Origin of the sequence: Corallococcus sp. CA041A (genome assembly GCF_003612075.1) — a bacterium.
GTDB classification, from domain to species: Bacteria; Myxococcota; Myxococcia; order Myxococcales; family Myxococcaceae; genus Corallococcus; species Corallococcus exiguus.
In genome coordinates, this window is record NZ_RAWF01000030.1 from 1 (window position 1) to 12,978 (window position 12,978).

The window sequence follows — 12,978 nt, forward strand, 5'->3', positions numbered from 1 at the left end:
ACCCCGCCCACCTGGAGGACAATGTGAAGGCGGGCTTCGGACGGCTCCCTGATGAGAAGCTGCGCGCGCGGATGGTGAAGCTCTTCGAGTCTTGATCCGCGCGGACTACAGGTCGGGAGACGGCGAGTAGCGCAGCTCGCCGCCCGGCTCCAGCACCAGCCCGGTGCCGGGCTCGCCGGCCTCGTCGTCGCGCCCCACCTCCAGCACGCCGTCCTCCGCGTCCCACTGGCCCAGGTAGTACTCGCCACCCGCCGCCATGCACGCGCGCCCTTCGGACACCACCGTCTCCACCACTTCCTTCTTGTCGCTGGTGAGGCGGTAGAGCGTCCACGTCTTGCCGTCCTCGCGGAAGCCCTTCACCAGGTCCGCCAGCTCCTCGTCGCGAGGCGTGCCGCCCGCCTTCTCCTCGCGCGCCCACTCGCGCGGCTCCTTCGCGGGCTGCGTCTTCTGCCACGCCCGCGCCAGCTCCAGCAGCTTCTGCTGGGCGGCGTCCTGGAGCGCGTGCATCGCGTCCGGCAGCTCAATCTCCTCCAGCGCCAGCAGGGCCGTCTCCAGCTGCAGCGCCTTCAGGCTCCACTCGTTCCACGCGGTCTTCAGCATCCGTGTCGCTCCCGGCCGTCGCGCCTCGTTCCGAAAGACGAAACAAGCGAGTGGGCCCGGCACGCCCCCTATCACACGCCCGGCTGCCGGGGTGCCGACCCGGCGGTGCGGACGATGTTCGCTGCCCGGCCGCTGCCTACCTTCAACCGCCAAGGGAGGCGAGCACATGACGACGACGAAGAGTCCGCAGGACGTGGTGGAGCACCTGGGCAAGCTCATCCACGGCATCAAGGTCGCGATGATGACGACCGTGGACGCCGACGGCAGCCTGCGCAGCCGGCCGATGTGGACCTACGACAAGGACTTCGACGGGGAGCTGTGGTTCTTCACCAACGACCACACCCACAAGGTGGACGAGGTGCAGAAGGACCACCACGTCAGCCTCGCCTACTCAGACCCCACCCGGGACCGGTACGTGTCCGTCAGCGGCCGCTGCGCGCTGATCCACGACAAGGCCAAGGCCAAGGAGCTGTGGAACCCCGCCCTCAAGGCCTGGTTCCCCCAGGGTCTGGATGATCCGAACCTGGCCCTGCTGCGCGTCTCCGTCGAGAAGGCCGAGTACTGGGACACGCCCAACAGCAAGATGGTCCAGCTGGTCGGGTTCGTGAAAGCCGTCCTCACCGGCGATAAGTACCACCCGGGCGACAACCAGAAGCTCGACCGGGGCGCCCCCCGCCACAACTGACGGGAACCCGAACGGGGCCGCCGGAAGGCCGGTGGTTCCCACGCTCTCAAATCCTGACACGTGTGTCAGGGGGTGTGTGAAAGCAGGACAGCCTCAGACCTGACGCACCTGGACCCACCCGGCGAGCGCCCCCAGGGAGCTCGCCGTGGTGGGTGAGACTTTTGCCCCATGGTTGCTGTTTCTCTGACAGCGCCGTTCGTCCTGGCTTGTAGCGAGGCCCCGGCCCGAGTCATGCAGCCGAGCGCCGCCGTGGTACGAGCCGCAAACCGTCCGCACATCACGTTGAAGTGACAGACGGTTTAGAGTATCAACCATCCGCTTTCGAGATTTTCCACCTTCCGTCCGGCATTTTTGCCGGCGCCGGATGGAACGGACTCGGAGACGCTCATTGGGCGGAGCGATTTCCCGCCATTCGAAGGAATCAGGACGATGGAGAATAAGAAGAAGGTCGCGAAGCCCGAGGGCAAGCTGGCGGTGCTCATCCCGGGCCTGGGCGCGGTTTCCACCACGCTGATGGCGGGTGTGGAGCTGGCGCGGCAGGGCAAGGGCGCCCCCATTGGCTCGCTCACGCAGATGGGCACGGCCCGCCTGGGCAAGCGCACCGACGGCCGCACCGTGAAGCTCAACGAGCTGGTGCCGCTGGCCACGCTGGACGACGTCGTCTTCGGCGCGTGGGACATCATCAGCGAGGACGCCTACCAGGTGGCCGTGCGCTCGGGCGTGCTGACCGACAAGCACCTGGAGCAGGTGAAGCCCTTCCTCCAGGGCATCAAGCCGAAGCCGGGCGTGCATGATCCGGAGTTCGTGCGCCGTATCGCGGCCAACCACATCAAGGCCACGAAGACGCACCGCGAGAGCATCGAGGCCATCCGCCAGGACATCCGGGACTTCAAGAAGGAGCTCAACGCCAAGCGCGCCGTGATGGTGGTGTGCAGCAGCGTGGAGACCTTCCGCCCGCTGCCGGAGGCCTTCCAGACGCTGGCCAACTTCGAGAAGGCGCTGGACGCCAACAGCCCGGACATCAACCCCACGGCGCTCTACACCTACGCGGCCATCAAGGAAGGCGTGCCGTTCGCCAACGGGACGCCGAACGCCTCCGTGGACACGCCGGCGCTGCAGGAGATGGCCAAGCTGGAGGGCGTGCCCGTCGCGGGCCGTGACCTCAAGAGCGGCCAGACGATGATGAAGACGGTCATCGCGCCCGCGCTCAAGGCGCGCATGCTGGGCCTGGAGGGGTGGTTCTCCACCAACATCCTGGGCAACCGTGACGGCGAGGTGCTGGATGATCCCCAGGCCTTCAAGGCCAAGGAAGTGACCAAGTCGAGCGTGCTCGACACCATCCTGCAGCCGGACCTGTACCCGGAGCTGTACAACAAGTACTCGCACAAGGTGTCGATCCACTACTACCCGCCCCGCGGCGACGCGAAGGAGGGTTGGGACAACATCGACATCACCGGGTGGCTGGGCTACCCGATGCAGATCAAGGTCAACTTCCTCTGCCGCGACTCCATCCTGGCGGCGCCGCTGGTGCTGGACATCGCGCTGTTCCTGGACCTGGCGAAGCGGATGGAGTGGCGGGGCATCCAGGAGTGGATGTCCTTCTACTTCAAGAGCCCCATGGCCCACCCGGGTCTGCCGGTGGAGCACGACCTGTTCATCCAGCTGACCAAGCTGAAGAACACGCTGCGCGTCGTCGCGGGCGAAGAGCCCATCACCCACCTGGGGCTGGACTACTACGGGGATGACCTCCCGCTCGCCCGCTAAGAACGACTCCGCGTTCAAGTGGCTCGTCACCGTCATGGCGGCGGGCCACTTCACGTTGGTGGTCTCCACCGGCCGCGTCCGGTGGGAGCACGTCGCGGCGGACCTGCTGCTGGTGGTGCTGGCCTGGGCCGGCGCCGGCCCGCGGCGGTTCCTCCGCGGCGCGTTCCCGCTGTGGCTCACCGGTATGATCCTGGACAGCCAAGCGCTGTGGCTGGGGGTGCGCGGCACCATCCACACCGGCGACCTGTGGAACCTGGAGAAGCTGCTGTTCCCCGCCCCGGGCGGAACGCACTGGCCCGAGTGGTGGTCGCGTCACCCCAACACACCGTTGGACCTGCTGTGCGGCTGGGCCTACGCGGCCTACCTCTACGAGGTCTTCCTCGTGGCGCTGTTGTTCTTCTTCAAGAAGGACGTGCGCTTCGAACAGCTGTGCTGGGCCTTCTTCGTGGTGAACGCCATTGGCGTGGTCACCTACGTGATCTACCCCGCGGCTCCCCCCTGGTACGTGCTGAAGTACGGGCCGGGACTCGCGGACCTGTCGGCGCCGCCCAGTCCGGCGGGCACCGCGCGCTTCGATGCCTTCTTCGGCATCCACTACTTCGCGAACTTCTACGCCAAGAACCCCAACGTCTTCGGGGCCATGCCGTCGCTGCACGCGGCCTACCCGCTGATGATGGTGCTCGTCCTCTGGCACAAGGGCCCCGCGTGGCGGGTGGGCACCATCCTGTTCGCGCTGCTCGTCGCTTTTTCCGCCGTGTATCTCACGCACCACTATGTCCTCGACGTGCTCGCGGGAAGCATCGCGGCGGTCGTGGCCTTCGTCGTCGTGAGGGCTGTCTTCGCAAGACGGGCCATGGAAGCGCCAGGAGTGGCGCCCTTGACCCTGCCGTCTGGAGGGAACACCCGTGCATGACAACATGCTGGCCTTGCTGAGTGGCGACCTGTCCCCTTCGGCGCGCATCTGGACCGCGCTGGCGCCCGCGCTGTTCGCGGTCGCGTACTTCCTCGTGGGCCTGGTGCTCTTCTGTATCCGCTGTGCCATCAAGGGCATCCCGCGAGACGAGGAGACACTGACGCGCGGCAAGTCGGTGCTGGTGGGCTTCTTCCTGCGCCACTACTTCTTCTGGGTCATCCAGCCGCTGTGGCGGGTGCTGCTGCGCTCGGGCCTTCCGGCCAACGCGCTGTCCATGCTGTCGGGCCTGCTGGGCGTGTCGTCCGGCGTGGCGGTGGCGGCGGGCCGGTTCGCGCTGGGCGGCTGGCTGTTCCTGCTGGCGGGCGTGCTGGACGTGATGGACGGCCGCGTGGCGCGCACCCGCAAGGAGGCCAACCCCGCGGGCGCGGCGCTGGACTCCGTGCTGGACCGGTACGTGGACTCCGCCATCCTGATGGGCCTGGCCTGGTACTACCGGGACACCTGGGTGCTGCTGCCCGCGCTGGGTGCGCTGATGGGCTCCTCGCTGGTGCCGTACGTGCGCGCCAAGGGTGAAGGCCTGGGCGTGAGCGTGCGCGACGGCGCGATGCAGCGGCTGGAGCGGGTGCTGTTCCTGGGCGTGGGAACGGCGCTGTCGCCCATCCTGGAGGCGCTGTTCTGGCCGACGGAGAAGCACCCCATGCACTGGCTGGCGGTGGCGGGCCTGGTGTTCGTGGCAGTCCTGAGCAACGTCACGGCGCTGGCGCGCTTCCGCACGCTGGTGCGGGCCCTGACGCCCAAGAAGCCGGTGAAGCAGCGCTCGGGCGTGGCGCTGTTCGGCTTCAACGCGGCGGCGGGCGCCATCGCCACGGCGGTGGACTTCGTGGCGGTGCTGGGCATGGTGGAGTGGGGAGGCATCTCCCCGGTGTGGGCCACGGTGGCCGGCTGCGTGCTGGGCGGAGTGGTGAACTACTCCATCAACCGGGTCATCACCTTCCGCAGCCAGGGTGCGGTGGCGCCGCAGCTGGCGCGCTACACGCTGGTGAGCGCGACCAGCGCGCTGCTCAACGCGGGCGGCGTGGCGCTGCTCACGCTGCACCCGCAGCTGGCGTACACGCTGGGTTGGTGGCTGGTGCGCGGCGTCGTGTACTTCGCGTGGAACCTGCCGCTGCAGCGCGACTACGTCTTCAACGACAACTCGGACGAGCTCCTGGAGCAGCGGCCCCATGCGGCGTGACACGCGCGCCCGCGGCTTGAGGGCCCTGCTGGTGGGGGCCCTGCTTTCGCTTCCGGGGGTGGCGGCGGCGGGCGGCGTGCTGGGGTTGTCCTTCGACTCCAGCGACCGGTACGGAGAGAGCTTCACCTTCGTGGCGGATGCGGACGACGGCACCTATGTGACAGTGAACCTGTCGGTGACGAACATTGGCCCGGGGTCGCGCACGGGCATCTGCCGCGCCACCGTGCTGCGGCCGGGCAAGCCTGCCTGGTCGCCGCAGACGCGCATGGGGGCGAAGGAGTGGGGCTACACGCCCGACACGGACACGCTCAAGTTGGGCACGTGCACGGCCCAGGCGACGGACGCGGGCCTGACGGTGGACGCGGCGTTGGACAACGGGCGGGTGACGCTGGAGTACGCGAAGAAGCCCGAGCCGTGGTCGCCGGAGGGCTCCGTGGTGGAGAACGGCAAGGACCGCTACCGCCACGAGGTGCTGCTGGGCGCGAGCCCCGTGAAGCTGACGCTCCAGGTGCCCAAGTCCGCGGCGGTGACGCTGGCGGGCGGCGGGTACGTGGACCACTCGCGCAGCACGGTGGCGCCGGCGAAGCTGGCGAAGCGCTGGGTGCGCTTCCGCGCGATGAAGGGTCCGCAGCACATGGTGGTGCTGGCGCGCGAGGGGCAGGAGGGCGACTACGCGCCTGTCTACGTCTGGGAGGGCAAGGGGGCCGCGCGGCTCCTGGAGTCCTTCACGGTCACGCAGACGGGCACGAAGGAGAAGAGCACGTGGCGGGCGGAGCTCACCGACCGCGACGGCAAGCCGGCGCTGACTTTGCGCGGCACCTCCCTGCTTCAGCGCAGTGCACCGGTGGAGTCGCTGGGAGTGCTGAGTGGGCTGGTGCGGCCCGTGGTGGGCTCGCCGGTGACGTACCTGCTGCGGGGCGTGATGGAGCGCCCGGGCAAGGCGCCGGTGGAAGGGTTGATGGAAGTGTCGGTGGAAGGCGAGTAGCCGGCAGGGGTCTTCAAGCGTGAGCGAGTCGTTGCTGCGGTCGGTGCATCACGTCCCCGGGGTCCGGGGGTTCGTGCGCAAGCAGGTGCTGCGGGTGGTGGCGCGCGGGGTGGAGTGGACCACCAAGCTGCCCGGCAAGCGCGCCCTCAACGTGTCCCAGGTGAACCCGTGGCTGCACGTGGGCGGCGGCGTGTCCCGCGCGCGCTACGGCGAGCTGAAGGCCCGGGGCATCACCTGCGTCATCGACCTGCGCGCGGAGCGCTGTGACGACCGCGAGGCGCTGGCGGCGCTGGGCATCGAGCTGCTCAGCCTGCCGGTGACGGACCGCTACCCGCCATCCGTGGAGCAGCTGTCGCAAGGGGTGCGCTGGGCGCTGCCCCGGCTGGACGCGGGCGGAGTGCTGTACGCGCACTGCGAGCACGGCGTGGGGCGCGGGCCGCTGATGGGCCTGGCGGTGATGGTGGCGCGCGGCTGGGACGCGCCGGAGGCGTACCGGGCGGTGCGCCACGCGCGCTGGCAGGCGACGCTCAACGACCGGCAGTTGCGCGGTCTGGCGGACTTCGTGGCGGCTTGGACGGGCGTTCCGGAGAAGGCGGCCTAGGCAGCGGGGCCTGCCGTCCGCCGCTCCCCATCAGCATGTCCATCCACCGGTTGCTGATGCCGAAGTTGCGGTCCGGCGTCGCGAAGTGGTGCGCCATGTGGTGCGCGCGCAGCGCCTTCCCCCAGGCCGTTTTCGGCGTGCGGTGGTGCGTGGCCCAGTGGAGGGTGTCGTAGGTCACGTAGCCCCAGACGATGCCCACGAAGTACGGGAGCATCTGCGCCGGGCGCCCCACCATCCACAGCAGCCCGCCGATGAGCGAGGACAGCGGGATGGTGACGATGAGCGGCATCACCAGGCGCTGTGAGTCGTCCGGGTACTTGTGGTGGTAGCCATGGGCAATCTCATGCACCCGCTGGGTGAGCCGGCCTTTGCCCTCCCAGTGGAAGAAGAACCGGTGGATGCAGTACTCCATGAGGATCCATGTCAGCAGGCCCAGCGGGATGAACAGCAGGACCCGCCCCACGGACGTCCGTCCCCCTGACAGGCCCCACCCGAGCAGGCCCAGCGTGAGCGGGATGTAGAGGAGGACCGGCACCGCGGGGTGCAGCTTCGAGGCCGCCTCCATGAAGGCGTTCTCGAACATCCGGCCGGATTGATACCTGAAGTATGAGCGCCCCATACAAGACGAAGTTTGGGTCGGAGACTCCCAGGCGCCCGTGCCCGTTCGTCCCTCCGCAGTGTCGCCTGGCGGAACGGCCCCGGCCCCTCCGGACGCAATGAAAAAGGCCCCGGCGGCAATGCCGGGGCCTCCTTGCCTGCATGGATTGGCTTCGCGCGGATCAGCTCTCCGCGGGGCGCTCGGTTCCGTCGTCGCCGGACGCCGGGGTCGACGTGGCGCTGCTGTGCTTGTTGCGCCAGCGGTCCACCAGCAGCAGGAGCGCCGGGAAGCCCACCAGCACGATGACCATGTTCACCGCGAAGCCCAGGTTGGCCAGGTCACCAATGGAGTTGAGGCCCGGGTGCTTGGCGAACACCAGCGCCAGGAAGCCGATGGCGCTCGTCAGCAGGCCGCCCGTGATGGCCCGGCCCGTCTCCGCGTACACCGTGGTGAAGTCCGCGCCCGGCTCGCCCAGGCGCTCAATCAGGTGCACGCCCGCGTCCACCGTCGTGCCGATGAGCACCGGGATGACCACGATGTTCAGGTAGTTGAACTGCAGGCCCATGATGGCCATCAGGCCCACCAGCGCCGCGATGGACAGCAGCGTGGGCAGCATGCAGATGACCGCGTTGCGCAAGGAGCCCAGCGTCAGCCACATGGCCAGGAAGACGCTGACCACCGCGGCCACCAGGATGCGCGGCCCCTCGGAGGCCACCATGTCCAGGATGTCCGCCAGGATGAGCGCCTCGCCCGCCGCGGACACCTGGCTGCCGTCTGGCATCTGGAGGTTGCGCACCTCCTTGGTGAAGCGCCGCGTGCCCACGCCGTCCGACAGGCTCACGTTCGCGTAGACCAACACCACGCCGCCCTTCTGGCCGGCAGCGGGCTCGAACTGGCGGCGCAGGCCCACCGGCAGGTCCTCGCGCACGAAGGGCTTCGCGGACGTCATCTTCACCGCGCGCAGCAGGTCGTCGCGCTGGGCCTTCTCCACGCGCTCCGGGTCGATGCGCTGGAGCTTCTTGTGGATGGCCTGGAGCAGCGCGTGCTTCTCCTCCTGATGCTGCGGCACCAGGTCCTCCAGCGCGCCCACGAAGTCGATGGTGGAGTCCTTGCCGAACTTCTCCTTGCGAGCCTGGAGCTGCTTCACCACCTCGCGCTCCATCCCCTCCGTGTCCGTCAGCACCACCACCGGCGTCGCGGAGTAACCCAGGATGTGGTCGATGCGCTTGTCCAGCCGCACGCTGGGCAGCGACACGTCATCCAGCTTCGTGGAGTCGTAGTTGAAGCTCACCCGGTACGCCTGGCTGATGAGCCCCACCAGCGCCACGCCAATCACGACCACCACCGCGCGGTAACGGCGCGGCAGGAAGCGCGCGAGCATCGCCATGGGCCCGGACTGCGACTGGTGCTCGCGAGGCACCCAGCCCCAGCGCGACACCAGCCCCAGCAGCGCCGGCAGGATGAGCAGGTACGACGCCACGCTCACCATCATGCCCACCGCCGCGATGACGCCGAACTCGTGGAACGCCCTGAACTCCGACCACGACAGGCTCAGGAACGTGAGCGCCGCCACCAGCGCGGAGATGAGCGCGGAGAAGCCCGTGTGCCGGAACGTCTCCCGCACCGCCTCTTCCGACGTCATGCCCTCCGAGCGCAGCGTGCCCCACCGCCCCAACAGGTGGATGCCGTGCTCCACGCCCAGGCCGCCCAGCACCGCCGCGAGGAAGCCCGTGAGCAGATTCACCTGCCCGTACGCGATGCCCACGAAGCCGTAGGTCCACGTCAGGCCCGCGATGACCGGCACCATGGTGAGGCCCACGGACAGCCCGCTGCGGAAGTGGAAGATGAGGTAGGCCAGCAGCAGCACCAGGGCCAGCGTGGACGCGCGCGCCAGGTCGCCGGTGATGACCGCCTGCTGGTCGATCTTCTTCTTGAACGTGCCGGTGATCTCCGTGCGGAAGCCGGGGCCGTACTTCGACAGGTCCTGCTTCGCCAGGTAGTCCTCCACCTGGGTGATGACCGTCTTGGAGTAGCCCAGGTCCGCGGAGGAGCCCTTGGCCTTGAGGAGCATCACCACCATGCGCTCCTGCGGATCCAGGTAGTACAGGCCGCCCTGCCCCGCGAGCCGCATGTTCGCGCCGCCGGTGTACTTCTTCTGGATGTCGCTGAAGTCCAGCGACGGAGGCGCCTCTTCCTCCAGCCGCACGAAGAGCGGGTTGGCCTGCTCCTTCTCCCACGCGAAGCGCGCGTCGATGCGCTCCTCGATGGTCTTCAGGTCCGGCAGGTCCACGTAGTAGAGGCCGTGCTCGTCGAAGAACTGGCTGGGCCGCTGCGCGTTGACGAAGCGGATCTCCGACAGCGTCGCCAGCTTCGGCGCCATGTCGTCCACGAACTGCTTGAGCTGTTCAGGCTCCGCGCCGATGCCGGCCACCACCACGTTGCCCATGCCGCCGAAGCGCGTGCGCAGCTTCTCCAGGTCCTGCACGGACTGGAACGACTTGGGCAGCAGGTTCGCCAGGTCCGCGTTGAGGCGCAGGTCGCGTGCGAAGAAGGTGCCCAGACCCGTGAGGACCAGCGTCACGAACAACGCCACCCAGGGCCTCTGGTGGCTGCGGGCCGCCAGGGAGCCCATCGCCGCCTCGAACCGTCCGGACCACCGCGTGTCACTCATGGATGTGATTTCCTGCTGAAAGCCCGCGCCGTGACGGCCCGGGGACAACCTTGAGCCCGAACGAACCGGGCTGCTCTCGCGTATATGCCCCGAGCCACCGTGCGTCCAGGCATCGACCCGGGGCCTCCACTGGCCGCATGCCTGGCCCGGGGAACAAAGACAGCCGGGCCTGGGCCGCGCCATGTATGCCGCCCCGGCGCGCGTCATGCCAGGGGATCGGCTTCTCCTCTGAAAGTTGAGGCATTTTGCCCCACCCGTTCCGGTGTCGGCGGACGGGCGGAGCAGCCCCTCGCGCCGTCGTGCTGACGGTCTGTGACATGGCCAGCTTTTGCCTCGATACGGGCCCTGCCAGGAGGCAGGCGCCGCATGGAGGCATGGTCGATGGCCTCGAACCCGTCTTCAGCAGCGGAAAGCACGTGGATGCACCGGGTGGAGCGCACGATGGGTGCGCTGGCCGCGCACAACCACCGCCGCCCCTTCACGGCGCTTGTCTGCGCGCTCGTGCTGTCCGTCGTGGGCCTGCTGTCCGCGCGCCACCTGACGCTCAACGCGAACCTGGTGGACCTGCTGCCCCAGTCCTTCGAAAGCGTGGAGGCCATCCACACCCTGGAGCAGCGCTTCGGCGCCCAGGGGTGGGTGGTGGTGGTGGGCGAGGATGGGGACCCGGCGCAGCTCCAGCAGTTCGCGGAGGACGTGGCGCCGAAGCTGGAGGCGCTGCCGGGCATCCGCTATGTGGAGATCACCCGCCCCAGCAGCTTCTTCCGCAGCCACGCGCTCTACTTCCTGTCGCCCGAGGACCTGAAGGAGGTGGAGCGCCGCATCGACACGCGCCTCACCTGGGAGAAGGAGCAGGCCAATCCACTCTACGTGCCGCTGGCTGACGACCCCGCCCCATCGCTGGACTTCTCCGACCTGGAGGAGAAGTACGCCGGCGGCGCGGTGACGCGCCTGTCCAGCCACCCCAGCGACTACTACCTGGACCCCGCCGCGCGCCGCGTGGTGGTGCTGGCCAAGCCAGAGGTGTCGTCCGCGGACCTCACCTTCTCCACGAAGATCGTCGAAGAGGTGCAGGGCGTTCTGCGGCAACAGGACCTGTCGAAGTACGGGCCCGGCTTCCACACGCAAATCACCGGCTCGTTCCAGAAGAAGATGGATCAGCAGGGACAGATTACCCGCGACGTGGCGGTGTCCTCGACGGTGGCCACGGTGCTGGTGCTGCTCTACCTGTTCCTGCACTTCCGCAGCGTGCTCGCGGTGGGGATGGTGTTGGCCCCGGTGGGCGCGGGCCTCGCGTGGACCTACGGTCTGGTGGGCATGGCGTATGGCCGAGTCAACCTGCTCACGGCCTTCCTGGGCGCCATCCTGGGCGGCCTGGGCGTGGAGCACGGCATCCACCTGTTGGGCCGCTACCTCGCGTTGCGCGGAGAGGGGCGGTCCTCCGAGCAGGCCACGCGCGAGTCGTTCACGCACACAGGTGGCGCGGCGCTGGTGTCCGCGGTGGTGGCGGCGCTCACGTTCTTCGTGCTGGGCAGCTCCAAGCTCACGGCGTTCCGCGAGTTCGGCGTCATCGCGGGCGTGGGCATGCTGGTGCTCATCCTCGCGTACGTGCTGGTGCTTCCGGCGGTGCTGGGGCTGGGAGCGCGCTGGGGTTGGAGGCCGCGCGCGAACTCCACGGAGATGACGGAGGCGCCGCTGGGCCGCGTCATCACGCACCGGCGCGGGCTGCTCACCGTCGTGTCCGCGCTCGTGGTGGCGGGCCTGCTCACGCAGATGCCGCGCCTGCGGTTCGACTACGACATCGGCTCCCTGCAGGACCAGCGCCTGGACTCGTTCGTGCTGGACCGTGCCGTCAACCAGCTCATCGGCTATTCGCAGGTCCCGCTGGTGGTGCTCACGAACTCCCGCGAGGAGGAGGCCGCGGTCGTCCGGGAGCTCCAGGCGCGCAAGCGGCAGCAGGGCGCGAACTCCACGGTGGACTTCGTCGCGGCGCTCGCGAGCCTGGTGCCGGAGCGGCAGGCGGAGAAGCAGGCCATCCTGAAGGACATCGGGAAGCTGGTGGAGGACGTGCCCGAAGGCCAGCTCACCCCGAAGCAGCGCGGGCAGTTGGAGGAGCTGCGCAGGCAGGTGCGAGCACAGCCCTTCACCGAGGCGGACCTGCCCTCCAGCGTGCGCCAGCAGTTCGAGGGACGCGACGGTCACGGCACCGGCTTCGTGCTGGTGTATCCGTCCGCGGATCAATCCAACGGCCAGGCCATGCGCCGGATGGCGAAGGAGGTCCGCGGGATGGTGCTGCCGGATGGCCGGCCCGCGGTGGTGGCCGGTGAAGCGATGGTGCAGGCGGACATCGTGAACCTGGTGTCGCACGAGGCGCCGTTCATCCTGCTGGGCTCCACGCTCACGGTGCTGCTGGCCATGTGGCTGACGCTGGGCGGCCTGCGCACCGCGCTCCTGTGCCTGATGCCCACGGTGGTGTCGCTGTTCGCGGTGCTGGGGCTCATGCCGCTGCTGGACATGGAGTTCAACTACCTCAACATCCTGGTCATCCCGGTGCTCATCGGGACGACGGTGGACGCGGGCGTGCACCTCATCACGCGGCTCGCGTCACCGCGCAGCGACTTCGTGCGGGTGTATTCGGAGACAGGCAAGGCCATCTGCGGCGGCCTGCTCACGAGCGCGGTGGGCTTCGGCGCGCTGCTGCTGGCGGACCACCCGGGACTCAACTCGATTGGCGCCCTGGCGAACGTGGGGTTCGGGATGAACCTGCTCATCATGCTGGTGACCTTCCCGGCGCTGTTGCTGGTGCTCTCCGAGCGCAAGCGGCGCCACCGTGCGGTTCCCTCGCGCCGCCGGGGTGAGCACCTCATCAGGGATGGCCAGGGTCCTCACCGGCCCACGCCCTCCCATTAGGCCGAGGCGTCGTCCGTCCG

Annotated in this window: 10 protein-coding genes; 7 read left to right on the forward strand and 3 right to left on the reverse strand. The window is 68.8% G+C overall.

From position 1 onward, the window contains the following. Nucleotides 1-105 precede the first annotated feature (105 nt). The gene (locus D7V77_RS08070) at nucleotides 106-600 is read right to left on the reverse strand and encodes a hypothetical protein (protein ID WP_120575686.1); all 495 of its coding nucleotides are present in this window, start codon (nucleotides 598-600) and stop codon (nucleotides 106-108) included. 166 nt (nucleotides 601-766) lie between these two features. Between D7V77_RS08070 and D7V77_RS08075 the strand changes: the two genes are divergently transcribed. From D7V77_RS08075 to D7V77_RS08100, 6 genes are all read left to right on the forward strand, one after another. Further along, a complete protein-coding gene (locus D7V77_RS08075; protein ID WP_120575687.1) occupies nucleotides 767-1,285 on the forward strand; it encodes a pyridoxamine 5'-phosphate oxidase family protein in 519 nt (172 codons plus the stop codon). 429 nt (nucleotides 1,286-1,714) lie between these two features. Continuing rightward, nucleotides 1,715-3,049 (forward strand): inositol-3-phosphate synthase, encoded by a 1,335-nt coding sequence (locus tag D7V77_RS08080; protein ID WP_120575688.1) that lies wholly within the window; start codon nucleotides 1,715-1,717, stop codon nucleotides 3,047-3,049. After that, on the forward strand, nucleotides 3,027-3,962 hold the full coding sequence (locus D7V77_RS08085) for a phosphatase PAP2 family protein (protein ID WP_120575689.1): 936 nt from the start codon (nucleotides 3,027-3,029) through the stop codon (nucleotides 3,960-3,962). Before D7V77_RS08080 ends, D7V77_RS08085 begins: the two co-directional genes overlap by 23 nt. After that, a complete protein-coding gene (locus D7V77_RS08090) occupies nucleotides 3,955-5,196 on the forward strand; it encodes a GtrA family protein (RefSeq protein WP_120575690.1) in 1,242 nt (413 codons plus the stop codon). Before D7V77_RS08085 ends, D7V77_RS08090 begins: the two co-directional genes overlap by 8 nt. Then, a complete protein-coding gene (locus D7V77_RS08095) occupies nucleotides 5,186-6,181 on the forward strand; it encodes a hypothetical protein (protein WP_120575691.1) in 996 nt (331 codons plus the stop codon). The genes D7V77_RS08090 and D7V77_RS08095 overlap by 11 nt, the downstream gene beginning before the upstream one ends. 19 nt (nucleotides 6,182-6,200) lie before the next feature. Then, nucleotides 6,201-6,782 carry a dual specificity protein phosphatase family protein gene (locus D7V77_RS08100; protein ID WP_120575692.1) on the forward strand — a complete coding sequence of 194 codons (582 nt, stop codon included), beginning with the start codon at nucleotides 6,201-6,203 and terminating at the stop codon, nucleotides 6,780-6,782. On the opposite strand, the gene D7V77_RS08105 is transcribed toward D7V77_RS08100, so the two are convergent. Both D7V77_RS08105 and D7V77_RS08110 read right to left on the reverse strand, forming a co-directional pair. Next, nucleotides 6,709-7,365: a sterol desaturase family protein gene (locus D7V77_RS08105; RefSeq protein WP_233596758.1), complete on the reverse strand. Its 657-nt coding sequence runs from the start codon at nucleotides 7,363-7,365 to the stop codon at nucleotides 6,709-6,711. The genes D7V77_RS08100 and D7V77_RS08105 overlap by 74 nt on opposite strands. A 196-nt stretch (nucleotides 7,366-7,561) precedes the next feature. Further along, on the reverse strand, nucleotides 7,562-10,051 hold the full coding sequence (locus tag D7V77_RS08110; protein WP_120575693.1) for an RND family transporter: 2,490 nt from the start codon (nucleotides 10,049-10,051) through the stop codon (nucleotides 7,562-7,564). A gap of 441 nt (nucleotides 10,052-10,492) precedes the next feature. Between D7V77_RS08110 and D7V77_RS08115 the strand changes: the two genes are divergently transcribed. Then, on the forward strand, nucleotides 10,493-12,958 hold the full coding sequence (locus D7V77_RS08115; protein ID WP_120575725.1) for an RND family transporter: 2,466 nt from the start codon (nucleotides 10,493-10,495) through the stop codon (nucleotides 12,956-12,958). Nucleotides 12,959-12,978: the final 20 nt, after the last annotated feature.

Excerpts from the sequence above, each read along its gene's own strand:
- D7V77_RS08070 (WP_120575686.1), bottom strand. The coding sequence starts at position 600 with ATGCTGAAGACCGCGTGGAACGAGTGGAGCCTGAAGGCGCTGCAGCTG.
- D7V77_RS08075 (WP_120575687.1), top strand. The coding sequence starts at position 767 with ATGACGACGACGAAGAGTCCGCAGGACGTGGTGGAGCACCTGGGCAAG.
- D7V77_RS08080 (WP_120575688.1), top strand. The coding sequence starts at position 1,715 with ATGGAGAATAAGAAGAAGGTCGCGAAGCCCGAGGGCAAGCTGGCGGTG.
- D7V77_RS08085 (WP_120575689.1), top strand. The coding sequence starts at position 3,027 with ATGACCTCCCGCTCGCCCGCTAAGAACGACTCCGCGTTCAAGTGGCTC.
- D7V77_RS08095 (WP_120575691.1), top strand. The coding sequence starts at position 5,186 with ATGCGGCGTGACACGCGCGCCCGCGGCTTGAGGGCCCTGCTGGTGGGG.
- D7V77_RS08105 (WP_233596758.1), bottom strand. The coding sequence starts at position 7,365 with ATGTTCGAGAACGCCTTCATGGAGGCGGCCTCGAAGCTGCACCCCGCG.
- D7V77_RS08110 (WP_120575693.1), bottom strand. The coding sequence starts at position 10,051 with ATGAGTGACACGCGGTGGTCCGGACGGTTCGAGGCGGCGATGGGCTCC.
- D7V77_RS08115 (WP_120575725.1), top strand. The coding sequence starts at position 10,493 with ATGGGTGCGCTGGCCGCGCACAACCACCGCCGCCCCTTCACGGCGCTT.